Raw genomic sequence first — 24,151 nt, forward strand, 5'->3', positions numbered from 1 at the left:
GACCGCCCGGATCGTGTCCGAACGGTAACCAGAACCCGACCATTCGCACATTAGCAGCATTCCAACGAACTCTCTGCCGATCCCACAGACACTTTCCGGATTCCCGGAACTGGGACGATAGGTGCCGCAGATCGCGACATAGCTGCGCAATAATGTTGGGCTGCCGTGCAACCCGTGGACCATTTGTCCTGCGTATGGGCCCGCGCGTCGGACCAGCACCGGAAGCGCGGGTGGCGGCGCGGATGCCGCGAACGCCCACGGCGGCCGAGCCGAACAGGCGGAATGGCCGTTCGCTGACGCATCAACGAATGTATTGGCGGGTGCTCGAATTCGATTCCGCGAAGTAGCGTCCACCGCTGTGCGGGGAGTCCGCCCGGACCGGCCGTGCCTCGCACCGACCGGACCGCCGGAGCCGGATACCATGCGCCCATGGCAAAGCTGAAGGTCTCGGTCGACGTTCCGATCTCGCCCGAGGAGGCCTGGACGCACACCTCCAACCTCGCCGAACTCCACAAATGGCTGACCATGCACGAAGCGTGGCGCGGCGAGGTTCCCGCCGAATTGACCGTCGGCACCCAACTGGTCGGCATCGCCTCGGTCAAGGGCCTGCGCAACCGGGTCACCTGGACCGTGCGGGCCGCCGAGCCGCCGCGCCGCCTGCAACTGACCGGCGCGGGCAAAGGCGGCACCAAACTGGGGTTGCAGCTGCTCGTCGCCCCGAAGGACTCCGGTTCGGAGGTCACCGTCGACATCGAACTCGGCGGCGCGCCGCTGTTCGGCCCCATCGGATCCGGTGTGGCCCGCGCCGTCAAGGGCGATATCGAACGTTCCCTGGACCGCTTCATCGCCCTGTACGGCTGACCTCCACCGTCATACGCCGATGGCGTCGAAGATCGTTTCGGCGCGGTCGCGGGTGCGATACATGCCCCACGCGGTATCGGCCAAGTCGTCCGGATCGAGAGTGTGGCCGTCCGCGCTGCCGAAGCGCGCCGGGTCGGCGGTGACCATCGCGTGGATGTCCCCGCGCTCGACGAGTCCGCCGATGGTCAGCGTGCCCGCATAGAGACCGCGCTCGGCCAATGCCGCGTTCAAGGTGAGCGCGTAGTTGCGCAGTGCCGCCGCGGCGAGGGCGAGGTGGCCGAGCATGGGCATGGGGCGGACGCTGGAGAGCCCGCCGGCGAAAAGTAATGCGCCTTTCCCGCGATCGAGCATGCCCGGCAACACGTCGCTCACCACGTCGACCGCGGGCCACACCCACTCGAACGCCGATCGCGCCGTGGCCGCGTCGATGTCGGTGATCGGCACGGGCTGCTGCGTGGAACCGGGTCCGTAATAGACCATTCCGATCGGTCCCTCCTTGTGGATGTCGCCGAGTACCACGCCGAGCCGCGACCGGTCGGTGACGTCCGCGACGTGAGCGGTGGCGTGTACACCACGCTCCGCCAGGTCCGCGAGGTACCCGGCGTGCCGTGCATCGCTGCGCGAGATCAGCGCGACGCGGAACCCTTCCCGTCCGAAGCGCCGGGCCATCGACATCCCGAGGCCGGGGCCGACACCGACGATCACTGCTGTTCCCTGATCCGCCATGCGTTCTCCTTAATTTGAGGCCCCCCTCGATTTATCACCGTAGCACAGAATCTGAGGCGTGCCTCAGGTTCTGTAGGATGACCGCGTGACCAAACCGCTGCGCCGGGACGCCGCTCGCAATCGCGATAATCTGCTGCGGGCAGCGGCCGAAGTGCTCACCGAGCAGGGCCTCGACGGCTCGCTGGAGGAGATCGCGCGGCGCGCCCGCGTCAGTATCGGGACGCTGTACAACCACTTCCCCACCCGCGACATCCTGATCGATGCCCTTCTGCCGCCCCGGCTGGCGGCGGTGGACGAGATCGCCGCCCGGGCGGCGGCCGAACCGGACGCCTGGACGGCGTTCACCGGATTCGTGGAAGACCTGCTCAACAGGCTCACCGCCGATCGCGGACTGCTCGAGGCGTTCACCGGGGATCATCCTGCGGCGGCTCAACTGGCGGAGGCCTGCCATCGCGGTATGTCGCACCTGTCGGCGGTGCTCGCGCGCGTCCGGGATGCCGGCGCGCTGCGCGCCGACGCGACCGACGAGGATGTCGTCAACTTGATGTGGGCGCTGTCGCTGCTCGGCGAGACCACCGGCTCGCCGTCGTGGCGGCGCGGCCTGGAGATCGTCTTCGACGGGCTTCGCGGCGATCGCTGAACGAAAGGATTTCGTAGAGGTGCCCTACGCAACGGCGGCCGACGGAGTTCGCCTCGCCTATCAAGTGGCGGGCACGGGCAGCGCGCTGGTCCTGCTCGCCGGTCAGGCCAACACCCACCACTGGTGGGACGGCATCCGCGCGGACTTCGAGACCGGGCACCGCACCATCACACTCGACTGGCGCGGCACCGGCGACAGCGACAAGCCCGACGAGGTGTACAGCACGCGGGGATTCGCCGACGACGTGGTCGCGGTACTCGACGACCTCGGCGTGCGGCAGGCCGCCGTCTACGGCACGTCCATGGGCGGGCGGGTGGCCCAATGGCTGGCCGCGCGCCATCCGGACCGAGTGCACTCCCTGGTGCTCGGTTGCACTTCCCCCGGCGGCAAGCACGCATTCGAACGCGGTCCCGAGGTCAGGAGGTCGCTCGCGCAGCGTGACCCGGCCGCCGCGCGACAGGCTCTACTGGAACTGATGTACACCCCGGCCTGGCTGGCGAGCACGTCCGGCCCGTACAACACGCTCGGCGACCCGGCCATGCCGGTTTACGCGAAGCGCAGGCATCTGTACGCGAGCAACAAGCACGATGCGTGGGATGTTTTGCCGGACATACGGGTTCCCACCCTCGTGGTGCACGGCACCGAGGACCGCTTCAATCCCGCCGCGAACGCTCCCCTGTTGGTCGAGCGCATCCCCGACGCGCGACTACATCTGATCGAGGGCGCACGGCACGCGTATTTCGACGAATTCCGCTTGGTGGCGAGCCCGGCCGTCCTGGCGTTCCTCCGCGAGGCGCGGCGGCGGCCCACCGCAGGCCTTGCCCACGGCAAGAAATAGGGGCCGCGGCGGCATCCGCCCGGCCCCTACGGCGGTAGGTCCCGGGATCGGCAGGCGATCCCGGGACGAGTACCGCTAGGCGTGCACCACTGTCGCCGCGTCGGCCCCCTGCGGGTTCTTCGGCTTGGTCCGCGGCAGGAAGGACGCCGGGATCAAGGTGAGCACGATCAGCACCAGCGCCACCACATAGGTGTGGCTGAACGCTTCCGCGGCCTGCTGCAGACCGGTTTCGACGGCGCCCGGCGGAAGCTGGCTCGCCAAGCTGGGATCGAAGTTGGCCGCGATCGCCGGGCGCGCCAGCGGCTGGTTGTTCAGCAGGTTGGTCAGCACCACCGACATCGTCGCCGTGCCGATGGAGCCCGCGGTCTGGTTGACGATGTTCATCAGCGTCGACCCGCGCGCCACCTGCTGGTGGGTGAGGGTCTGGATCGCCGCGGTCATGATCGGCATCATGGTGCAGCCCATGCCGAGGCCCATCACGAACAGCGCGCCGATCATGGGGAGATACGAGCTGTCCGCGTCGAGCTGGACGAAGTAGGCCGTCCCGATCGAGATCAGCGTGATGCCGACCAGCACGATCTTGCCCGGGCCGATCTTGTCCACGAAACGGCCCGCGATCGGCATGCTGAGCATCGCGCCGATGCCCTGCGGCGCGATCAGCAGACCGGCTTGCAGCGCCGACTCACCGCGCACCTGTTGCAAATAGGTCGGCAGCAGCAGACCCGCTCCGAAGAACGCGATGGCGAACAGCACCATCGTGAGCACCGCGAAGGTGAGCGCGCGGTTGCGGAACAGGTGCAGATCGATCAGCGGGTGCTCGGTGCGCAGCGCGTGGAACACGAACGCGACCATCAGCACCGCGCCGATGGCGGCCGGGATCAGCACCCGCGCCGCGAGCACCGTCCCCTGCTCCGGGATGGAGGAGACGCCGAACAGGAACAGCGCAAGGCCGGGCGAGGCCAGCAGCATGCCGATGAAGTCGAACGACTCGGACGGCTCCGGCTTGTCGCTGGGCAGCACGATGAACGCCAGCGTCAAGGCGATCACGCCGATCGGCAGGTTGATCAGGAAGATCCAGTGCCAGCTGAAGTTCTCGATCAGCCAGCCACCCAGGATCGGGCCGCCGATCGGGCCGAGCAGCATCGGCACGCCGAGCACCGCCATCACCCGGCCGACCCGCTGCGGACCGGCCGCATGGGTCATGATCGTCATGCCGAGCGGCATCAGCATGCCGCCGCCGAGGCCCTGGATCACGCGGAACGCGATCAGCGATTCGATGTTCCACGCCGTGCTGCACAGCAGTGAGCCGAGCACGAAGAAGGTCAGCGCCATGATGTACAGCCGCTTGGTGCCGAAGCGGTCGGCCGCCCATCCGGTCAGCGGGATCACGGTGGCCAGCGCCAGCGTGTACCCGGTCATCGTCCACGCCGCGATGGCGTAGCTCGTGTCGAACTCGCGCTGGAAGGTCGGGATCGCGACGCTGACGACGGTGATGTCGAGAATCGACATGATCGCGCCGAGCACCACGACGCCGGCGACCTTGAAGACGGCCGCGTCGAGTTTGTCGGTGGCCGGGTCGGGCCCAGCCGCCTGGGTATCCGGAGGTTGTGTCACCGCTTAAGCGTGGCACCTTCACGTCCGCAATACCAGTCATTACGGGTTCCCGTTGCCGGAAATTCCGCCAGCGCGACCAACGCGGCCCGAGTCGCTGCCTCGCTCGCGGGCAGCAGAGGCAACCGTACCGCAGGGCTCGGTATGCGGCCTTGCGCCGCGAGCACCGCTTTGATCACCGCGGGGTTGGGTTCGGCGAACAACGCGGCCGACAATACCGCGAGCCGGTGACCGAGCGTCCGCGCCACATCGACCGGACCGGAGCGCCACGCGGCGACCATCGCCGCGAACGACGAAGTGTGCACGGCGGCCGAGGCCGCGATCGCGCCGGACGCGCCGAGGGCCAGCAGCGGCGCGGCGAACAGGTCGTCGCCGGCCAGTACGGCGAAGTCGGCGGGCCGGGCGGCCATCAGCGTGACGGTGGCGTCGTCGACGGCGCCGACGGCATGCTTCAGGCCGATGACGTTGGGCAGGTCGGCCAGCGCGAGGAGTGTCGCGGTTCCCAGGGAAAGTCCGGTGCGGTAGGGGATGTGGTAGATGATCAGCGGCACGGGAGAGGCCGCCGCGAGTTCGCGGAAATGCGCGAGCACGCCCGCCTCGGAAGGGCGCGTGTAATACGGGACCACGGTGAGCGCCGCGGTGGTGCGCGGATCCAGACCGGCGAGGGCTTCGACGGAGGCCGCCGTCGAGTTCGATCCGGCGCCGACGATCAACGGCGCGTCGCGTTCCCGGCACACGCGCGCGCAGACGGCGATCACTTCCGCCCGCTCGGCGGCGGTCAGAGTCGCGGGCTCCCCGGTCGTGCCGAGCGCGACCAGGCCGGTCGCGCCGTCGTCGAGGACTTGGCGGGCGAGCCGCTCCAGCGCGTCCGCGGCGAGTGCGCCGTCGGCCGTGAACGGGGTGACCAGAGGAACGAAAAGACCTGCGAGCGTCATGACGATCAGCCTCGCCGCTGGAATTCATCAGATCCAGTTCACGTTTCTGTCGCAGACCATAAGCTGAACTTATGCTCGACGTCCGCAAACTCCGCCTACTGCGGGAACTGTCGCACCGCGAGACCATCGCGGCGGTCGCGGAGGCCCTCGCTTACACCCCTTCGGCGGTCTCCCAGCAACTCGCCGCACTGGAACGGGAAGCGGGCGTGCCACTGTTGACGCGGACGGGCAGGCGAGTGACGCTGACCCCGGCGGCCGTGGCGCTCGTCGGGCACACCGAGCGGATTCTCGCGGTGCTCGAGCAGGCCACCGCCGAACTGGCCACGATCCGCACCGACCTCACCGGAACCTTGCGCATCGGCGCGTTTCCGACCGCGGTGCGGACCATCCTTTCCCCCGCGCTCGTCGCGCTGAGCAGCGCGCATCCCCGGCTGGAATTGCGTGTGACCGAATTGGACCCGGCGCTGGCGCCCGACGCGCTGCGCGCCGAGACGCTGGACGTCGCGCTGATCCAGGAGTACGACTACGCTCCGGTCCCCGCCGATCCCGCGTTGCACAGCGAGCCGTTGTTCGAGGAGATCGTCCATCTCGCCGCGCGCACCGCCGAACCGCTCGCCGATCATCGCGAAAGCGCTTGGATCGCAAGCACTCCCGGCACAATGTGCCACACCATGACGATGCGGGCCTGCGAGGCGGCGGGCTTCACGCCCAGGATCCGGCATCACGCCGACGACTTCGGCACGGTCCTCGCGCTCGTGGCCGCGGGTCAGGGTGTCGCGCTGGTCCCGGAATTCGGTACGCGGGATTGCCCGCCGGGCGTCATCCTCGGCGCGCTGCCGATGCGACGGCGCACGCACCTCGCCTACCGGCGCGGCACGGGCGATCATCCCGCCGTGCGCGCCGCACGCGTCGCGCTGCGCGAATCGGCGGGGCGCTCCGGCCGCTGAACCCTCAGCGCAGCCGATATCGGCTGGTGGGCACGACATCCAAGTTCCGGTCGCCGCCGAAGGTCGCGACGCTGGCCATCAGCCGATCGATGCGGCGCGCCAGCTCCGCTCCGTCACCGCCGCTGCCGTAGAAGGCGTGCGGATCGGTGAGCGCCGCGAGCGGGAAGAGCTCCTCCACGATCCCGGCGATGTCCGGCGCACCGGCCGTCGCGGGCCCGGTTACGACGTTCTGCACGTAGCCGAAGGTCGCCTGGGTCTCGATGGCGACGGCGGTGTGCTGGTTGCGCCAGCGATCCAGCCACTCGGCATGCGACAGGTCGTCCGGTTTACGCAAGAAGGCGAAGTTCGACAGGCCCGGCGCACGCTCGAGCACCGCGGTGACCGGCGGGGGAATCGGCGTCACCTCCTCGACATGCCAGCCTTCCACCCGCTCGGCCACGGTGCTCAGCACCCGCGCGGCCGCCTCCGCCTGCGGCGCGTCCGCCCACCAGACGCTGACGACGGCTCGCACCGGTTCGTCGAACGACGTGATGCGCAGCATCGCCGTCTCGACCGCCGCGTCGGAGATGTTCGCCTGCACCGCGGCGGCCCCGGTCAGGAGCGGCGCGAAGTCCGCCGCGAGCAGGTCACCGACGCCCCACAGCGCAAAGATGGTCTTCATCGACAGGCCACTTTCTAGAACACGTTTCACTCGTGTTCGAGCCTAACCCACCCGCGCGGTTGGCCGCTCGGGCTCGGGGTATCCGACCCTCAGGCTTGCGAAGGTGGTGATCCGTGCGAACCATATCGACCGACATACCAGCCAGGCTGGATCGCCTGCCCTGGTCTCGGTGGCATTGGATGATCGTGATCGGGCTCGGGTCCGTCTGGATCCTCGACGGGCTCGAAGTGACCGTCGTCGGCAGCGTGGCCGCGCGGCTTTCGGAACCGGGCAGCGGCCTGACCATCACGGCCGCACAGGTTTCCGGCGTCGCGGCGGCGATGTACGTCGCGGGCGCGGGCTCGGGCGCTCTCTTCTTCGGTTGGCTGACCGACAGGTTCGGCCGCAAGAAGCTGTTCCTGATCACGCTCGCGATCTACCTCTTCGCGACCGCCATGACGGCCTTGTCGTTCTCGATGTGGTGGTTCGTCTTGTTCCGCTTCCTCACCGGCTTCGGCATCGGCGGCGAATACGCGGCGATCAACTCCGCGATCGACGAGCTGATCCCCAAGCAGTACCGCGGACGCATCGACATCGTCATCAACGGCACCTATTGGCTCGGCGCGGTCGGCGGCGCGTTGCTGTCCATCGTCGCATTGAACACGAATCTGTTCCCGCCGAATGTGGGCTGGCGCTTGACCTTCGCGCTCGGCGCCGTGTTCGGCCTGATCATCCTGCTGGTGCGTAGACATGTGCCGGAAAGTCCGCGCTGGCAGTTCATCCACGGTCACGAAGACGACGCGGAACGCTCGGTCACCGCGATCGAGGCGCGCGTCCGGGACGACACGGGCGCCTCGCTCGCCGACGTCTCCGATCACCGGATCCGGATTCGGCAGCGGCGCAGCATCTCCTTCCGGGAGATCGCGGCTGTGATGGTGCGGCACTATCCGCGGCGCAGCGTGCTCGGGTTGTCGCTGTTCATCGGTCAGGCGTTCCTCTACAACGCCGTCACGTTCAACTACGCGCTCATCCTGTCCAGATCGTTCGGCATTCCGGACGACCGGGTCGGCTATTACTTCGCGGTCCTCTGCTTCGGCAACTTCCTCGGTCCGTTGCTGCTGGGCAAGTTCTTCGACACGATCGGGCGCAAGCCCATGATCGCGGGCAGCTACCTCGGCTCGGCCGTGCTGCTGCTTGGCACGGCATGGCTTTTCGCGGCGGGCCACCTGAACGCGACCACGCTCACCGCCTGCTGGACCGCGGTGCTGTTCGTCGCGTCGTGCGGCGCCAGCGCGGCGTATCTGACCGTCAGCGAGATCTTCCCGATGGAGACCCGCGCCATGGCCATCGCCTTCTTCTACGCGATCGGTACCGTCGCGGGCGGCGTCGCGGGACCGTTGGTGTTCGCCGGGCTGACCGCGAACGGCGAGCCGGGGAAGACGGCCCTGGCGTTCACCATCGGCGCGCTCGCCATGTTCGCGGCCGGTCTGGTGGAACTGGCGTATGGGGTGCGTGCGGAAGGGCGGTCGCTGGAGGATTTGGCCGAGCCGCTCAGCGCGACGCCCGAGCGGGCGCGCGTCGAGGCCGGCCAGCCGCCGCCGAGCGGATAGGACGACACCGTGGATCGTCGCTCGCGATGGCCCCGCCGCAAACCCATTACGGCACTTCGCCGCAAACGCCACCGGCGCGGCGGCGGAACGGCGTGACGACCATGCAGAAGGCAGGTCGGACCTGCCCCGGAATTCGCGGGGCGGTCATGGATGGGACGAGTCGCTACATCCTCGCAAGTCGAGCCGAACTCGGAGCGAGTCCTCGATTTCGAACTCCGCGAAATGTGAATGTCATGTAAACGCGCGGGGTTTTCGGTGAACTCGCTCCCGGCCCACTGTTCACGCCACGAACGACATTCCTCATCGCCCTGTGCGCGCGGCGCTTTCGGCTATGTCGCGGAAAACACTTGCACACATTCGGGCGGAAGTCGTAGAACAACTCACTGCCCGCAATTGCGCGCCGAGGGCCGGCCCGCGGCGGCCGGCCTTCTGCGCGTCGCGGCGAAACCGACGAGCCCGCGGCTCGTCAGTTGTGCCGCGGGTCGGCGGCCGAGGCGTGTGGCCGGGTGATCCGGCGATGCGCCATGACTTCGGCCCACCAACTGCTCAGCGGGCTCGGGTCGGGCCATACGATCCGATCTCGTTCTTCGTCGTCCGCGACGGGCGCTTCGGGTTTCTCGATCACGATGACGTTCCTCTGCGCTGGTGCACGTAGCCGTACACATACTTGCGGAGAGCCCTCGTGTCCGTGCGCGCCGGTAGTTTCGCGACAGAGCGCGTCGAATCGGCTGAACGTCGAGCAGCGCGGGTTCCTCGCCCCTTTTATCGGATGACCGCGCTGTCGATCCGATACACCCCACATTTACCACAGCCGACGTGAAACAAACCGCTCTTTTCGGTTTACGATCTGGACACCAAGCGGTCGCTTGTTTACATTTTTCGGCGCTGAACAGTGGAAATAGCGGGTTCGACCGGTTTTCTTACACGAAACCGAAAAAGCACCGGGTGGTGAAACACACGCGGCCAACTCGTCGCCTTCATCCACGTCAGTCGCGCTGACAGTGATCGGCCTCGGCCGCGCGTACGCGACTCCGGAACGCGGCGCGGTAGCGGCGGCGGTTGCTCCGGTCGGAGCCGCGGAGCTTTCCCCGCATCGTCACACCCGACCGCGAAGCCGGAAGCTTCGTAAATTCCTCGGCTACAACTCGTGTGGCAGCGCGCTCCCAGACGAAGGCGCCGCGCCCGAGCAACTGCGTTCGCTGATTCGGCTCGACACGCCCGGGTACCCGCCGACTGTGGTGCACCGAACCGAAGCCGTCGGCACACACGACGAAGTCACCTGGCGCCGAGCGGCACGGACCGAGTGGTCGCCGGTGGTTTCCGACGACCACGGGCACGGACCTTCGCGGCCAGGGATGCCCAGGTGATACCGATGGCCGACCTCCGCCGCATCATCCATAAGCACGGGCCCTTCGCATCGGTCTGCTTCGACAGTTCCCACGACACCGAGGACGCGGCGCGCGACACCGAGCTGCACTGGCGTTCGATCGACGCCGAACTGGACCGCAGCGGAGCCCGGCCGCGCATCCGCAGGCTGCTCGCCCAGGCGATCGAACTGCACCCGCCTGCGCGGGGGCGATGCGGCAGGCTGCTCATCGCCGACGAGACCGAGGTGCTCGCCGACGAACGTCTACCGAGCCCGCCCGACATCGAGACCGTCCGCGTGTCGCCCCTGCCCTACCTGCTGCCGCTGATCGAGGCGCAGGCGGAGAAAGTACCGCATGTCGTCGCCCTCGTGGGCCGAGTGGGCTCGGAGTTGTACGGACTCGACGGCCACGGCAGCGAAACGAGGCACACCCTCCGCAGCGCCGGCCATCCGGCGCTCGAGCCTCGGCGCGACGACTGGTCGCACCACACGATCCGGCAGCGAATCGAGGACACGGCGCGACGCGACGTCCGCGAGTTCGCGGGCGAGCTGGACCGGCTCGCCGATACCGTGCGCGCGGAGGTCGTCGTGCTCGCCGGGGAAGCCTTGGCACGTGCGGAACTTCGGGCGGTGTTCGATGCGAAGGGCAGGGATGTCATCGACGCCGAAACCGGCACGCTGACACCGGGTTCGGACCCCGAGGCGCTCGACGCCGAGGTCCGCGAGATTCTGCACCGGGTGGCGGCGCAGCGGCGCCGCCGGGTCCTCGAGCGCTTCGCCGCCGAGATCGAGCGCCCGGACGGCTTGGCGGTGGCCGGACTGGCCGCGACCACCAGCGTGCTGCGCGCCGCCACCGTGGAGCGGCTACTGCTCGATCGCGGGGTGCTGGGTGACCGATTGGTGCTGGCCGCGTCGGCCCCGAACCCCCTGATCGGCCCGGCCACGAACGGCTCGGCCGGTGAGATGCGCCGCGCCGACGAGGCGCTGCCGGTGGCCGCTCTGGCGATCGGGGCCGAGATCGTCCTGGTCGACGCCGTGGCAGCCCTGCACGACGGGGTCGGCGCCGTGCTGCGCGACCACTAGGACCGCTCCCTACGACTTCGGGATGCGCTCGTGCAAGGTGAGCAGCATGTGGTCGAAGGCGGTCTGCACCCCGGGCGGCGCCGGGGGCAGCCGGTCGATTTCGGCGATGAGCTGGGCGGCGAGGTCGCGCAGCTTGACGTTGGTCTCCTGCGAGCGCCACTGCAAGACGTGAAATGCCTGGTCGGCGTTGATCCGGTAGACCCGCATCAGCACGCCTTTGGCCTGCTCGATCAGCGCGCGCGCTTCGACGAGTCGCGGCAGCGTGTCGTCGAGCAGATCCTGGCGGTCCTCGGCGATGGTGGCCGTCAGGTCGACGTAGTAGCCCGCGGTGCCGACCACGGTGCCGTTCTTGTCGGTCATGGTGTCGCCCAGTACGAGCACATGGTGCGGCACACCCGCGGTGTCGATGATGCGATGACGGCTGCAGAACGGCTCGGCGTTGCGCACCGACTTCTCGATCGCCTCCGCGACGTGATCCCGGTCCTCGGGGTGCTTGTGCGCGAGCAGCAACTCGGTCGTCGGCGTCACCGCGTCGGGTCCGTAGCCGTGCATCGCGGCGACCTCGTCCGACCACTCCCAGTGCTGGTCGGCGAACCAGAACCGGAAGCTTCCCGTGGCTTGCGGGATCCCCGCACCGACTACCCTGGCTACGGTGCCTTCGGCCGTGTCCACGGTTGAGTCGCCCGATTCGTTCATCGCGTAAGTATGCTCCTACCTGCAGCGTCTCACCTGATCCCGGCGATCGAAGCGGACTTCGACCGCACACCGCACGCGGTGACAACATCATCTTATTCCCGGCGGCAGGGCCGGCCGGACGATTCGCCGCGAGCCCGTCACCATGGCCGGGATAGTCTTGGGGTCGTGCCGGGGCAGGTGGAGTCTGCCCCGGCACGCCCGTGCCGAGCCTTATTCAGCGTGCGCCAGAGCGACCCGCTGCCTCTCGGTATCGATATCGAGGATGCGCACCGTCAGAGTGGCACCGACCTGCGGTTCGGTGGACCACTCGGTGCGGTGCAGCAATCCGTGAATTCCTGGAGCGACCTCCAGGAACGCGCCGAACGGCGCGATCTGCACGACAGTGGCCTCCAGCACTCCGCCCCGAGCGTGTGCGGCGACGAAGTCCGGCCATCCGCGCTGCGGTGATTCCGAATGGGACATGTGTTTCACCTCCTTCCGGCGTCCCTGTAGTGACATGGGATTCGCGAAGAAGGCGGCGGGCCCCTGGCCCGCCTGATGATCACAGCGCGGCCGGGTAACCGTTCTGTGTGCGGCGTGTCGCCGACCCGGCAGTCATGGCGACGACCATAACCCAGCGCGACGCGGCACGGCAAGATCAAGAGCCGGAGAACAACGAAAAGCACAGTCCATCACGGACTTTGGGCGAATAGATCAGCGGTCGATTTCCGCCCAGAACGCGCAGTCGTGCCTGGCGGCGAAATCGTCCGTCATCACGCTGCCGGTCGCCCGCATGAGCAGAGCGGATCCATCGGGGCCGTTTCCCGTCGACGCCGGCCAGGGCTGCCATTCGGGGGAACCCGGCGCGTTCGGGTCACCGGTGTGGGCGAAGGTGGTCCACCATCGCTGCATCTGCGCGGCGAAAGCGGCGGACGCGCCGGTCCAAGGAATCGGCACGCCCATGAATCTGGTCAACAGATAGTAGAGCTCGGCGGAGTGAAAGGCGCCGGGCAGAACCGGATTGGCCGCACCGAGCGGCGCCTGATCGAATTCGTACTGCCACAGTGGATGTCCGGCATCGCGCGCCGTTCGGCTGGTGGACATGGTGGGACAGGCGAGCTCGCTGTCGGTGATCACCGCGACCTGGGCTGCTGCCGGTGACGGGAATCGGTCCAGCGGATATCGGGCCAGGACGCGGTCCGCGTCGGCGCCGAAGGACCGGCGCACGAAACGCTCGTAGCTCGCCGCGTCCGGGATGTGGCCGCGGGCATAGTCGGTTTCGGCGACGATCAACGCACCTTCCGCGGTGGTGGTCCCGATGAGGATCGGCGCTTTCCTCGGATCCCCCACCAGGCCCTCGTCGAGTGTCCGAGTGATGACGACGCCGTCGATGGCGGGAAACCAAATGGGATTCTCCCCCTCGGATCGGGCGATCGGCGAGTCCAGGAGTCTCGATACGGGCAGTGCGCGCAGGCAGGCCAGCCGGGTCGCGTCGTCGCCGCATCCGACGCTGTCCGCATAGCGCTGCGAGCGCGCGAAAGCGTCGGCACGATCGCTCGGTGCCAGGGGCGCTTGGGCACAGGGACCGCTCTGGATTATCGCCTTGGCGAACAGGGCGTCGGAGCCGGGTGCGGCGAAGTGGGTGCAGACACTGACGGCGCCGGCCGACTCCCCGAAGATCGTGATGTTGTCCGGATCGCCGCCGAAGACGTGGGCGTTGTCGCGCAACCAGCGCAACGCGGCTTGCTGATCCTGGATGGCGACCGTACCGGTGGCGCCGCCGGATTCGGCCGCGAGCTCGGGCAGTGCCAGGAAGCCGAACGGTCCGAGGCGGTAGTTGGGGATGGCCACGACGACGTCGCCATCCGCGGCCATCCGGGTGGGACCGTCGTATTCGGTGTTGGAGCCGTCGAGATAGCCGCCACCGTGGAAGAACACCATGATCGGCCGCGCGCGGTCGCGGTCGCCGTCCGGCGCGTAGACATCGATGGTCAGGCAATCTTCGCCGGTAGGCGCGAGCGACGGTATGCCGGGCAGGTATCCCGTCTGCGGACACTGCGGCCCGTGGTCGCGCGCAGGGCGCACGCCGGGCCACGGCGACACGGGGCGCGGCGGCGCGAACCGCGCTTCGCCCCCGGTGGGCGCGGCGAACGGGATGCCGAAGTATTCGGTGATCCCGTCGACGGCGCGGCCGGAGATCGCGCCGCCGGTCACCACCACATCCAGCGGCGGCGACGCGACCACGGGCGCCGGAGCACCCGCGAACCACGTACCGGCGGCGACCGTCAGAGCGGTCGCGGTTCGCACGATCGAGCGAATCATGGCTGTGCCCTACCTCCGATGCGAGCGCTACGGTCGGCGGCGAGGCAGGCGGCCTCGTCCACCGCGGTAGCCGGCATCGATCGGCTCGGCGTGCACCCTCGGATCAGGAGTCGACCGGACGCACGCGGCGGGAACCGAATCGCCGCTCGAACCCTTCACCTGGCAGTCACACGTGTACGGCGCCCGTGAACCCTCCTGGCCGACTGCGTCGACGGCGTTCGAACAACACCCGACAGCGGACGCCGTGCCCGGCCCTCATCGTCCATCCAACCCGCGGAAAGTCGCCGTTACCGATTGAGCTGCGGCAATGGCACCCGGCTGATGCTACAGCGGTCCGGTGCGCGTCGCGGTACAGACGCAGCCGTTCCGGTCGCCGCGGACCGGTGGCCACCGTCGGTACGCGTCCGACCGGCGACAGCCGAGTCGCGCGTCAGCTGTCGGCGAGCAACGCGAGTTCCTCGGCAAGAATCTCGAGCGTGTCGCGGATCTGGTCTTCGGTATGGCAGGCGGTGACGAAGAACCGCAGGCGCGCCAGATTCTCCGGCACCGCCGGGTACAGGATCGGGTTGACGTTGACGCCGCGGCGCAGCAGCGCGTTCGACAGTTTCAGCGTCTTCAGCGAGTCGCCGACGATGCATGGGACGATCGGTGTGTCATGGCTGTCGCCGGTGTCGATGCCCGCCTCCCGGGCCAGTCCCAGGAACAGCCGGGAATTGTGGCGTAGGCGTTCCAGCGGTTCGCCGTCGGACCGCATCTGCCGGATCGCCGCGGCCGAGGCGGCGGCGTTCATCGGCGTCATGCCGACGCTGTAGACGAACCCCGGAGTCGTGTATTTCAGGAATCGGATCAGCTCCGCGCTGCCCGCGACGTACCCGCCGCATCCGGCGAGCGCCTTCGACATCGTTCCCGACCACAATTCGACATCGTCGCGGGCGACGCCGAAGTGTTCGCCGATGCCCCCACCGCCCGCGCCGAGCACACCGATGCTGTGCGCCTCATCGATCATCAACAGCGCCTTGTGCTTCTTCTTGACCGCGATGATCGCGGGCAGGTCCGGAATGTCGCCGTCCTGGCTGTAGACGCCTTCGATCAAGATCAGCACCCGCCGGTACCGGCCGCGGATCTCGGTCAGCAGTTCGTCGAGGGCGGCGTGGTCGTTGTGCGGGAACGGGCGGCGGGTCGCGCCCGACAGCTTGCAGCCCTGCACGATGCTGTCGTGCGCGAGGCTGTCGTGGATCACCAGGTCCTCCGGGCCGACCAGGTGCCCGATAATCGTGACGTTCGTGGAGTGGCCGCCGACCAACGCGATAGCGTCCTCGGTGCCGAGCAGGCCCGCGATTTCGGCCTCGAGTTCGCGGTGCACCGGTTTCTCGCCGGAGAGGATCCGGCTGGCCGAGCACGAACTGCCGTAGCGCGCCACGGCTTCCTGCACGGCGGCGACGACCGCCGGATGACCGGACAACCCCAGATAGTTGTAGCTGGAGAAGTTGAGCACCGACGTGCCGTCTACGACGGAGGTGTCCCGCGTGATGCCGTCGTTGATCAGGAAGTAGGGGTTGGACAGACCGAGCGCTTCGACGCCGGAGAACCGGTCGGCGATCGCCTTGACCTCCCCGAATTCCGAGATCCGGTACTCCGGCTCGACGACCGTGTGCCGGGGTTCGGTCGACTCAGCGGCCATGGCTTGCGCGCTCTGCGGCGGAATGGTCGCACCCGCCGAGGTCGTGACATGGGTGACGACGCCACCGAGCGTCGTCGTTGGCGTGAACCGAGCCGGGTCGATGGTCGCCGCGGGTAGTTTGCGAACCAGCGCGGCGATCAGGTCGGTCACCATGAGGGAGTCGAATCCCAGGTCGGCGCCGAGGGTTTGGGCATCGCGGAGCCGATCGGCCGGGAATCCGCTGACCCTCGCGCATTCCGCGCGAACGACGGCCGCGACCGCTTCCGGTGCGGGCGGCGGCTTCGCGGTGGTCGTCGGCACCGGCATCTGCTGCCGCACCGTCGGCTCCGTCAGGGACGCGGCGCCCGCCCGCTGCTCTCCGGGCGCGCCGACGAGACTCGCCAGGACGGCGTTCTGTTCCCGGAAGAGTGCGATCAACTGGTCCATGGAGGTTTCCTCGGCTTGCGTGGATCGGGAAGGCGTGGTGGATGGGTCGACCCAGAATCGCTGGTCGGTGGCGAACTCGTAGCCGGGCAGCCTCCGGCGCACGCGCTGCGCGGGTTCGTAGAGCCGGTCCCAGTCGGGGTCGAGTCCGTCGCGGTACAGCGCGGCGACGACGTCTGCGAATTCGCCGCCGGTCGCGCCGGGGCCGGGGCTCGGCGTCAGGCAGCGCGGCGCCAGATCCGGACGGATCCGGCCCACCAGCGCGGCGAGGACGCGGCGCGGCCCGATCTCGATCACATGGCTCGGATCGGTGCCGAGCGCGGCCTCGACCGCCTCGCCGAAGCGCACTGTGGCGCGAACGTGTTCGGTCCAGTAAGTGGCGTCCATCGTCTCGTTCGCGTCGAGCAGGCGACCGCGCACTGTCGAATAGAGCGGCAGAACCGGTGTCCGATAGGCGCATTCGCGGGCGACCGCCTCGAACCGCTCCACCATGGGTTCCATCAGCGGGCTATGGAAGGCGTGCGATACGGTGAGCGGCCTGGTTCCGACCCCACGCGCCGCGAGCGCCTCCCGCATGCGGACGATCGCCGGGGCGGCGCCGGACAACACGATCTCCCCCGGACCGTTGACGGCTGCGATCGCGACGTCCGTTCGGCCGGAGAGCATTCCGGCGACTTCCGCCGGGTCCGCTCGCACGGCGAGCATCGCGCCGCCCTCCGGGAGCTGCCGCATCAGCTCGCCTCGTGCGACGACGAGACGGCAGGCGTCGTCCAGGTCGAACACGCCCGCCACTGCCGCCGCCGCGAACTCGCCGATGCTGTGTCCGATCACCCAGGCCGGACGGACGCCGGTGCGGGCGAGCGACTCGGCCAAGGCGTACTCCATCGCGAAGATCGCCGGTTGCGCCAGTTCGGTGCGGTCGATCTCGGTGTGCTCGTCGAGCATCAGCTCGCGCACCGACCGGCCGAGATGGGCCGCCATGACCTGGTCGACCTGCTCCAGCGCGTGCCGGAACAGCGGGACGGCCGCGTCCAACACACGTGCCATGCCCGCGAATTGCGAACCTTGGCCGGTGCACATCCAGCCGACGCCGACCGGCCGCACCACCCCGGTCTCCGCACCGTCGCGCAGCCGGGCGATCGCGGCGTCGCGATCGGCCGCGGCGACAGCGAGCCTGGCGCGACCGGAGGACTTGATTCGGTTGCTGGTCCAGCAGACTTGCGCGAACTGGTCCTGTGGCATGGCCGCCAAGGCATCGGCAAGGCGATAGGCATTGCGCCGCAAGCCTTCCGCGTCGGTCGCCGACAGGGTGAGCACTCCGCCACCGGGCGTCCCTGACGTTCCGGTGAGGGGCGGGCTGCCCAGCACGACATGGGCGTTCGTGCCGCCGAGGCCGAAACTGCTGACTCCGCCGTAGCCGGGACCGTCCAGCGGCATCGCGTCGGTGAGCAGACGCAGACCCTGCTGACTCATCCGCAGCCGCGGATTCTCCTGATCTGCGAACCGCGACGGCGGAACGACACCGTGCCGCAGGCTGAGGGCCACCTTGATCAGGCCCGCGACGCCCGCCGCGCCCTCGGTGTGACCGAGATTGCCCTTGATCGAACCGATTCCGCACGGCCGCGACCGGTTGCGCCCGTGCAGTTGCCCCAGCGCCTTGACCTCGATCATGTCGCCGAGCACCGTTCCGGTGCCGTGCGCCTCGAGGAAATCCACCTGCTCGGGCCGTACCCCGGCACGCTCGCACGCCTCCCCGATCACCTGCTGCTGCGCCCACCGGTTCGGCGCCGTGATGCCGTTGCTCCGCCCGTCGGAATTGACCGCGCTGCCCTTGATCACCGCGTAGATCGGCAGGCCGGCCGCCTGCGCGTCGGCGAGCCGTCGGAGCACGAGCACCGCGACGCCCTCGCCGCGCACGATCCCGTCGGCGCTGCCGCTGAAGGGCTTGCACCGAGCATCAGGAGCGGAGAGACCGGCCTGGGTGTAGAAGACGCCGACGGCGGGGGTGAGCACGAGGTTGACGCCACCGGCGACGGCCTGGTCGCACTCGCCGGAAGCCAGCGCGCCGCAGGCGAGGTGGATCGCGACCAGCGACGACGAGCAGGCCGTGTCGACCGCGACACTCGTTCCTCTCAGGTCGAACTGGTAGGACAGCCGGTTGGCGGTCATGAAGTAGCCGTTGCCGGAGCCGTGCTGCGGCGTGATCGCGGCGTAGTCGCTCATCTGCAGGTTGGCCCATTCGTTGGCCATCACGCCGACGAACACCCCGGTCCGCGAACCGGCCTGGCCGCGCGGGTCGAGTGTGGCGTCTTCGAAGGCCCGCCAGGTGGCTTGCAGCAGCAATCGCTGTTGCGGGTCCATCGCCTCGGCTTCGCGCGGGGGGATGCCGAAGAACTCGGCGTCGAACGCGTCCGCGTCGTCGAGGAAGCCGCCGCCGCGAGTGTTGATGGTGCCGGGCGCACCGGCCGGGTCGTGGAAGTCGGCGGCGTTCCAGCGGCTCGCCGGGACCTCGGAGATCGCGTCACGTCCGTCGATCAGCAGCCGCCACAGCGCGGCCGGATCGGGTGCTTGGGGGAATCGGCAGTCGATGCCGACGATGGCGATGTCGGTCATGCGGCGAGGGTGAATTCGGCGGCGAGGTAGGCGGCGATACCGGCGATGGTCGGGTACTCGAAGACCAGGATCGGGTCGACCTCGCGCGACCATCGGTCCTCGATCTCACCGCACAGGTTCACCGCCGAGACGGAGTCCAGGCCGAGCTCGGCGAGCGGGACGGACGGATCCACCTCGTGCGGTGCGCGCTCGGTGTAATCCGCGACGCGCTCCACGAGCCAATCCTCGATCGTCTTCGGGCGAACAGTGATGGCGCTGAACATGTTTCAGGCTCCTCGGCGGGTTTCGATCGATCAGACGGTCATGGATCGGCTCAGCGCCGGTTCGAGATCCTCGTGCAGCACATTCGCGACGCGGCCCTGGAGAAACGCCTTCCGCATCGAGCTGCGCCGGACCTTCCCACTGGTAGTGCGGTGCACCGACCTGGGCGCGACGAGAACGACATTCGGCGCGGGCACGTCGAACCTGCGAGCGATCGCCGACTTGATCGTCGAGGTGAGCTCGGCGAGGGTGGTGTCGCCTTGCAGCGCCGTCTTGACACCCTGGAGCACGACAAGCCTCTCCCGGCCGCTCGCATCGACGGATATGGCGACGCCTGCACTGTCCGCGAACGCCGGATGCAACTCGCCGATCATCCCCTCGATGTCCTGGGGATAGACGTTGCGTCCGTTGACGATCAACAGATCCTTCAGGCGGCCCGCGACGAACAACTCGTTGTCACTCAGCAGACCGAGATCACCGGTGCGCAGAAACGGCCCCTCGGTGCCGAGGTAAGCCTCGAAGGTTTCGCGGGTCTCCTCTGGGCGGTTCCAGTAACCGACGGCGACACTGCCGCCGCGAATCCAGATTTCGCCGACGGTGTTCTCCGGCAGCTGTTGCCGCCGGTGCGGGTCGACGATCCGGATATCGAGACCACGGGCCGCGTGTCCGCAGCCGACGAGCCGAGTTTCGTGGCCGATGTCGAGGAAGACCGGCGCCGAAGGGGCGGTTCGGCCGCTGGCGAGCAGCGTCACCTCGGCCAGGCCGTAGGCCGGCCGGAATGTCGTCGGCCGCCAACCGACGGGCGCGAACCGTTCGAGCACCGCCGTCATGGTCCGCTCACGGATCGGTTCGGCGCCGCTGAGCGCGATCTCGAGCGTGCTGAGATCGAGATCGGCCAACTGCTCGTCGGTTACCCGGCGCGCGATCAGGTCGTAGGCGAAATCGGGTGCGGCGGTGAAGGTCCCGCGATACTTGTCGATGGCACGCAGCCAGCGCACCGGGCGCTTGAGGAACGTCGTCGGCGCCATGAACACCAGGTTCGCGCCGGCGTATACCGCCCCCAGCAGCAGCCCGATCAGACCCATGTCGTGAAAGTGCGGAAGCCAACCGACGCCGGTGCCGGCATCGTTCATCCCGCCCGCTGCGATGGCGGCCTCGTTGTGCATGAGATTGCCGTGGGTCACGACAACGCCTTTGGGTGTGCCGGTTGAGCCGGACGTATATTGCAGGAAGGCGATCGTGGCGGCGTCGATGGCGGGCATCCGCCACGCGTCGGGCTCACCGAGCGGACCGTCGGCCGCGATTACGGTCACGGGCGCAGCCGCTTCGACCAGCGGCTGGAAGTGCGCGGTCGTGAGTACCAATCGGGCGCCGGAATCCGCGATCACACTTGCCAGCCGTCGCGTGCTGTTCGCATCGTGCGGCACGGGCGCGGGAACTGCCACGACCCCGGCGTACAGGCACCCGAGAAACGCCCGTAAGAAGGCCATACCGTCGAGATGGAGCAGCACGACCGGCTCGACCGACTCCGGACGGCCCGCGAGCCAAGCCGCGAACGCTCTGGCGTCACGGTCGAGTTCACGGTAGGTGCGGATCTCCTCGCTGAGCTCGAGCCCGGCCTCACGAAGATAGGTGTATGACCTGGCATCCCCATATTCGGCAACCTGTTGCCTCATGTGGTGAACGAAAGTCGGCTGCATCTCGTGGTTCCTTCGTAGCGATCGGCATTGGGAGTTCGGCTACTACTGTGCGCTGGCCATAACCGCAGAACCAGGGACCGCAGGGAGCGCCCGGCAAACCCACAGGGTGGCATCGTGACACCCCTGGGGTGGTGGTATTCCCGCGCCGCCGTGTAGATAGCTGCCGATCTGCTGACCGCACATATCCGTGACCGGCCGAGGACCGCCGCAACACTAGTTGCTTAGCGCAAGCAATCACTTTATGGTTGCATAGCGCAAGCAACTTATCTCGTCTGGAGCGGCCATGGCAGTCTCGTCCGATACGGCTCATGGGCGGGCCCGCCTGATCCGGGCGACGGATGATGGCCGCGATCTGCTGCGCCGAGGCTCGCACGGAGGCGGGACACGCGAGTGCCGCACAGCAGGACGCCAAACAACCGGCTCTGCTGGACTGAGTCGCGGATACGGGTAGAGCCCCGAAGCCTTCGGGGCTCTACGCGTCTGTCACCAGTGCCAACTCAGCAGGGCGGACGCTCGGCGGAGCGCAAATCGACGGTCGTCGCAGAGGTCAGGGCGACGGCCAGGCAGCGCAACTCCCCCGGTATCAGTATCGATCGGATCGCGCCCTGGAAACACTCGAGCATCGCGCCGTCGGACCACCGCACGTCGTAGCGGTACCAGCACCGACCCGCGCCGCCGGCGCGCTGGACGTCCCGCTCGACCCGCACGGCCAGTTCGGCGAGCGCCGCGCGAACCTGACCGGGCGCGCCGGTGCTGGCGATCTTCCACCACGGCCGATTGAAGTAACCTGGCTCGGAGATCTCGACCAGGTAGAGCAACGGCATCCCCACGACGTCGGAGGCGGTCATACCGCTCAGACTGCCGCAAAACGGACTGGACAGATGGGTGAAACGCCGGGCGTCATCAATGCGAGACCTACCGCCCGGCGCTGACCGCGTCAGGAGCCGACGCGGTCGAGCAACCAGCGTGGACCGACCGCATCCGCGCTGTGAACCGCCACGCGATCACGCAGTCCCCGGTCCGCCGTCACCACGGTGATCGGACGGCGGCCGTCCTGCGCACGAGCCGCGGCCACCACACCGACGATGGCGTCGTCGCCCGAACCGTCCGCCCGCACCACCCGCACGCCGCCGACCTCCGGGTCCGCCGCATCGACCGCGGTCTTCGCCGCTCCCTCGAGCACCACGATCACCTCGGTGCGTTCCGCCAGACGTTCCGGCAGTCCGGCAATCCGCTCGAGCAGTCGCCGAGCGGCACCCGGGCGGTCGCGCCACCATCCGTCGGGTCGTGAACCGATGACATTCGCGGCGTCCACCACGATCAACCGAACGCCCTCCGCCGTCACCCCCTCAGTCTCCTCCCACGGTGAGCACCGCATCGGCGGCGGATTCGGCTCCCTCCGGCCGCGCCGCTCGCACCGCGGCGAGGGCGTTGATCCTGCCGTACCCGTACTTGTCGCTGTGGCCGTCGGACCCGTAGCCGCCACCCTGCGGATCGATCTTGTCGCAGGCGCCTTTCAGCAGGTTCTTCACCTCGACCCAGGACAGCCCGGGATTCACCGACAGCATCAGGGCGACTGTCCCGGCTGCTCCCGGGCAAGCGCTGGACGTACCACCGAAGTCGTTGGTGTAGTCGCCCGCCGCGTCGCCCGACGCCGTCGTGCCGGGGTTGTAGCCGTCGGCACCGTGCCGGTCCACCGTCCAGATTCCGGGCGTGAGCGGGGCGGGATGCCCGAACGGGCGGTGCCCGATGTCGCTGCTGGGGAACGCACACCACACCGCTTTGCCGAAATCGCTGTACACGCTGCGCTTACCGGTGTCGTTGCAGGCCGCGACGGCGATGACCTTCGCGAAACCGGCATAGCCGTCGTTGTCGACGGACTCGTTGCCGTTGCCCGCCGCGAACAGCACCACACAGCCCTTGCCGCCGCGTCCGCTGGTGACGGCGTGCTCGATTGCCAGCCTGGTGCTCGCGGGCAGCGCCACGACCCGGTTGTGTGCCGGATCGCCCGGCTGGAACCATGCGCCGTCGGCCGGGCCCCAGCTGCACGAGATGACGTCCGCGCCGTGGTCGGCGGCCCACTGAAAGGCGTCCGCCTCGGCTTGCGAACCGAGCCCGGAGGCGAGCCGGATCGGCATCAGCCGGGCTTCCGGCGCTACTCCGGATGCCCCGGCCGTGCCGTTGGCGCAGGCCACGCCCGCGCACGCGGTGCCGTGATTGTCACCGTTGTCGGGGCCGGTTCCGAAACTGTCCTTCGGGCGCGGATCGCCGGTCTTCGCCGTGACGTCCCGTGGCGCGATGATCTTGGCGGCACCGGCGAATTCGGGATGGTCGATGTCGATGCCGTCATCGATGATCGCGATCGTCACCCCGGCCCCTCGGGTGATCGCGTGGGCGGCTTCCACTCCGGCATGCGCGTCGATCGTGACACCGCCGATGGTGGTCTTCTTCAGATGCCACTGCTGGGGAAAGATGGTCTTCTTGGCGCGGCTGCGGATCAGCTCGGGATGGCAGTACTCGACGTCGTCGCGATTCAGCAGCGCGGCGGCGATGTCGAACACCTGTTGGCCGGTGCCCTCCGTTGCCGCCGTGAAGTACGCATTGTTCGCGTACGAAACCTCTTGCTTCACAGTAAGATTCGCAGCTTCGAGCACAGCGAGACAATGCTCCCGATCGACGCGGTCGACGAACTTCACGAAGATGTTCTCCGTATAGAGCACCGGTTCCCCGGTGCCAGGATCCACCAGGACGTGCCCGGCGAACCGCACCTCCGGCGCGGCGTCGAGCACCGGCTTGCGCTGCTCCACCGATCTCGATCCCGCGGGCAGCCGGTAGACCTCCACCCCCGCCTCCGGGTAGGCCTGCACCAGTGTCGCGTCGTCGAGTTCGGCGCCGAGCGGGGTCCGCACCGACCCTGATTGCCGCCGGATCCCGCGACCGCTGTGCGTGCGCACCACGATCAGATCGGGACTCTGCGCCAGCTCGAAACCAGGATCGTCCTTCGTACCGAAATTCGCCGTGGGCACCATGATCTCCTTCGCCGTGGGGACCGAAGCACCAACTATGAACCAAAACTGCGGCCACCGCGGAAACACGGAGTAGAGCGACACTCTCGTGTCGGCGGCTCCCGCCGCGGCAGACCCATGGAATCCGCAGACGTCGCGCCCGGGACTTCTCGCCGTGGATCCGGACCGGTACGCGAATCCACGGCGAGACGAC

20 protein-coding genes are annotated in these 24,151 nt (G+C 68.4%); 6 read left to right on the forward strand and 14 right to left on the reverse strand.

Annotated features, from left to right (window positions below):
- Window positions 1-429 precede the first annotated feature (429 nt).
- Window positions 430-861 carry an SRPBCC family protein gene (locus ABZW96_RS19980; protein WP_355076573.1) on the forward strand — a complete coding sequence of 144 codons (432 nt, stop codon included), beginning with the start codon at window positions 430-432 and terminating at the stop codon, window positions 859-861.
- Window positions 862-870: 9 nt separating this feature from the next.
- Here ABZW96_RS19980 and ABZW96_RS19985 read toward each other — a convergent pair whose 3' ends face one another.
- Window positions 871-1,587, reverse strand: coding sequence for an SDR family NAD(P)-dependent oxidoreductase (locus tag ABZW96_RS19985; RefSeq protein WP_355076575.1), 717 nt, complete (start codon window positions 1,585-1,587; stop codon window positions 871-873).
- An 85-nt stretch (window positions 1,588-1,672) separates the two neighbouring features.
- Between ABZW96_RS19985 and ABZW96_RS19990 the strand changes: the two genes are divergently transcribed.
- Window positions 1,673-2,227 (forward strand): helix-turn-helix domain-containing protein, encoded by a 555-nt coding sequence (locus tag ABZW96_RS19990; RefSeq protein WP_355076577.1) that lies wholly within the window; start codon window positions 1,673-1,675, stop codon window positions 2,225-2,227.
- Window positions 2,228-2,246: 19 nt separating this feature from the next.
- Window positions 2,247-3,065 (forward strand): alpha/beta fold hydrolase, encoded by an 819-nt coding sequence (locus ABZW96_RS19995; protein WP_355076578.1) that lies wholly within the window; start codon window positions 2,247-2,249, stop codon window positions 3,063-3,065.
- A gap of 75 nt (window positions 3,066-3,140) precedes the next feature.
- Here the strand turns inward: ABZW96_RS19995 and ABZW96_RS20000 are convergent, their stop codons facing one another.
- Window positions 3,141-4,679, reverse strand: coding sequence for a DHA2 family efflux MFS transporter permease subunit (locus tag ABZW96_RS20000; RefSeq protein ID WP_355076580.1), 1,539 nt, complete (start codon window positions 4,677-4,679; stop codon window positions 3,141-3,143).
- On the reverse strand, window positions 4,676-5,611 hold the full coding sequence (gene dapA / locus ABZW96_RS20005; protein ID WP_355076582.1) for a 4-hydroxy-tetrahydrodipicolinate synthase: 936 nt from the start codon (window positions 5,609-5,611) through the stop codon (window positions 4,676-4,678). Before dapA ends, ABZW96_RS20000 begins: the two co-directional genes overlap by 4 nt.
- A gap of 71 nt (window positions 5,612-5,682) precedes the next feature.
- Between dapA and ABZW96_RS20010 the strand changes: the two genes are divergently transcribed.
- Window positions 5,683-6,558 carry a LysR substrate-binding domain-containing protein gene (locus ABZW96_RS20010; protein ID WP_355076584.1) on the forward strand — a complete coding sequence of 292 codons (876 nt, stop codon included), beginning with the start codon at window positions 5,683-5,685 and terminating at the stop codon, window positions 6,556-6,558.
- A 4-nt stretch (window positions 6,559-6,562) separates the two neighbouring features.
- Here ABZW96_RS20010 and ABZW96_RS20015 read toward each other — a convergent pair whose 3' ends face one another.
- Window positions 6,563-7,219 carry an EthD domain-containing protein gene (locus ABZW96_RS20015; protein WP_355076585.1) on the reverse strand — a complete coding sequence of 219 codons (657 nt, stop codon included), beginning with the start codon at window positions 7,217-7,219 and terminating at the stop codon, window positions 6,563-6,565.
- 113 nt (window positions 7,220-7,332) lie between these two features.
- Here ABZW96_RS20015 and ABZW96_RS20020 point away from each other — a divergent pair, with 113 nt between their 5' ends.
- Window positions 7,333-8,808, forward strand: coding sequence for an MFS transporter (locus tag ABZW96_RS20020; RefSeq protein WP_355076587.1), 1,476 nt, complete (start codon window positions 7,333-7,335; stop codon window positions 8,806-8,808).
- A 466-nt stretch (window positions 8,809-9,274) separates the two neighbouring features.
- Here the strand turns inward: ABZW96_RS20020 and ABZW96_RS20025 are convergent, their stop codons facing one another.
- Window positions 9,275-9,433 (reverse strand): hypothetical protein, encoded by a 159-nt coding sequence (locus tag ABZW96_RS20025; protein WP_355076589.1) that lies wholly within the window; start codon window positions 9,431-9,433, stop codon window positions 9,275-9,277.
- 747 nt (window positions 9,434-10,180) lie between these two features.
- On the opposite strand from ABZW96_RS20025, the gene ABZW96_RS20030 reads away from it, so the two are divergent.
- On the forward strand, window positions 10,181-11,257 hold the full coding sequence (locus tag ABZW96_RS20030) for a hypothetical protein (RefSeq protein ID WP_355076591.1): 1,077 nt from the start codon (window positions 10,181-10,183) through the stop codon (window positions 11,255-11,257).
- Window positions 11,258-11,266: 9 nt separating this feature from the next.
- On the opposite strand, the gene ABZW96_RS20035 is transcribed toward ABZW96_RS20030, so the two are convergent.
- The 9 genes from ABZW96_RS20035 to ABZW96_RS20075 all read right to left on the reverse strand — a co-directional run bounded on the left by ABZW96_RS20035 (window position 11,267) and on the right by ABZW96_RS20075 (window position 23,961).
- A complete protein-coding gene (locus ABZW96_RS20035) occupies window positions 11,267-11,953 on the reverse strand; it encodes a PAS and ANTAR domain-containing protein (protein ID WP_355076592.1) in 687 nt (228 codons plus the stop codon).
- 210 nt (window positions 11,954-12,163) lie between these two features.
- On the reverse strand, window positions 12,164-12,415 hold the full coding sequence (locus tag ABZW96_RS20040; protein WP_355076594.1) for a S1 RNA-binding domain-containing protein: 252 nt from the start codon (window positions 12,413-12,415) through the stop codon (window positions 12,164-12,166).
- A 231-nt stretch (window positions 12,416-12,646) separates the two neighbouring features.
- The gene (locus ABZW96_RS20045) at window positions 12,647-14,254 is read right to left on the reverse strand and encodes a carboxylesterase family protein (protein WP_355076595.1); all 1,608 of its coding nucleotides are present in this window, start codon (window positions 14,252-14,254) and stop codon (window positions 12,647-12,649) included.
- A gap of 430 nt (window positions 14,255-14,684) precedes the next feature.
- Window positions 14,685-18,971, reverse strand: a complete 4,287-nt coding sequence (locus ABZW96_RS20050; RefSeq protein ID WP_355076597.1) for an aminotransferase class I/II-fold pyridoxal phosphate-dependent enzyme — start codon at window positions 18,969-18,971, stop codon at window positions 14,685-14,687.
- Entirely contained in the window at window positions 18,968-19,234 is a 267-nt protein-coding gene (locus ABZW96_RS20055) for an acyl carrier protein (RefSeq protein WP_355076599.1), read from the reverse strand. Before ABZW96_RS20055 ends, ABZW96_RS20050 begins: the two co-directional genes overlap by 4 nt.
- Before the next feature lie 30 nt (window positions 19,235-19,264).
- Complete coding sequence (locus tag ABZW96_RS20060; RefSeq protein ID WP_355076601.1) at window positions 19,265-20,908, reverse strand: fatty acyl-AMP ligase; 1,644 nt, start codon at window positions 20,906-20,908, stop codon at window positions 19,265-19,267.
- Window positions 20,909-21,429: 521 nt separating this feature from the next.
- A complete protein-coding gene (locus tag ABZW96_RS20065; RefSeq protein ID WP_355076603.1) occupies window positions 21,430-21,780 on the reverse strand; it encodes a hypothetical protein in 351 nt (116 codons plus the stop codon).
- Between the two features lie 89 nt (window positions 21,781-21,869).
- Window positions 21,870-22,277: a hypothetical protein gene (locus ABZW96_RS20070; protein WP_355076605.1), complete on the reverse strand. Its 408-nt coding sequence runs from the start codon at window positions 22,275-22,277 to the stop codon at window positions 21,870-21,872.
- A gap of 4 nt (window positions 22,278-22,281) precedes the next feature.
- The gene (locus ABZW96_RS20075) at window positions 22,282-23,961 is read right to left on the reverse strand and encodes a S8 family serine peptidase (protein ID WP_355076607.1); all 1,680 of its coding nucleotides are present in this window, start codon (window positions 23,959-23,961) and stop codon (window positions 22,282-22,284) included.
- Window positions 23,962-24,151: the final 190 nt, after the last annotated feature.

It is taken from the genome of Nocardia sp. NPDC004168 (genome assembly GCF_040610355.1).
Taxonomy (GTDB): Bacteria; Actinomycetota; Actinomycetes; order Mycobacteriales; family Mycobacteriaceae; genus Nocardia; species Nocardia sichangensis.

Coding starts and splice junctions, on each gene's coding strand:
- ABZW96_RS20045 (WP_355076595.1), bottom strand. CDS start 14,254: ATGATTCGCTCGATCGTGCGAACCGCGACCGCTCTGACGGTCGCCGCC.
- dapA (WP_355076582.1), bottom strand. CDS start 5,611: ATGACGCTCGCAGGTCTTTTCGTTCCTCTGGTCACCCCGTTCACGGCC.
- ABZW96_RS20065 (WP_355076603.1), bottom strand. CDS start 21,780: ATGACCGCCTCCGACGTCGTGGGGATGCCGTTGCTCTACCTGGTCGAG.
- ABZW96_RS19980 (WP_355076573.1), top strand. CDS start 430: ATGGCAAAGCTGAAGGTCTCGGTCGACGTTCCGATCTCGCCCGAGGAG.
- ABZW96_RS20010 (WP_355076584.1), top strand. CDS start 5,683: ATGCTCGACGTCCGCAAACTCCGCCTACTGCGGGAACTGTCGCACCGC.
- ABZW96_RS20035 (WP_355076592.1), bottom strand. CDS start 11,953: ATGAACGAATCGGGCGACTCAACCGTGGACACGGCCGAAGGCACCGTA.
- ABZW96_RS20055 (WP_355076599.1), bottom strand. CDS start 19,234: ATGTTCAGCGCCATCACTGTTCGCCCGAAGACGATCGAGGATTGGCTC.
- ABZW96_RS20050 (WP_355076597.1), bottom strand. CDS start 18,971: ATGACCGACATCGCCATCGTCGGCATCGACTGCCGATTCCCCCAAGCA.
- ABZW96_RS20075 (WP_355076607.1), bottom strand. CDS start 23,961: ATGGTGCCCACGGCGAATTTCGGTACGAAGGACGATCCTGGTTTCGAG.
- ABZW96_RS19985 (WP_355076575.1), bottom strand. CDS start 1,587: ATGGCGGATCAGGGAACAGCAGTGATCGTCGGTGTCGGCCCCGGCCTC.
- ABZW96_RS20060 (WP_355076601.1), bottom strand. CDS start 20,908: ATGAGGCAACAGGTTGCCGAATATGGGGATGCCAGGTCATACACCTAT.
- ABZW96_RS20030 (WP_355076591.1), top strand. CDS start 10,181: ATGGCCGACCTCCGCCGCATCATCCATAAGCACGGGCCCTTCGCATCG.
- ABZW96_RS20040 (WP_355076594.1), bottom strand. CDS start 12,415: ATGTCCCATTCGGAATCACCGCAGCGCGGATGGCCGGACTTCGTCGCC.
- ABZW96_RS20015 (WP_355076585.1), bottom strand. CDS start 7,219: ATGAAGACCATCTTTGCGCTGTGGGGCGTCGGTGACCTGCTCGCGGCG.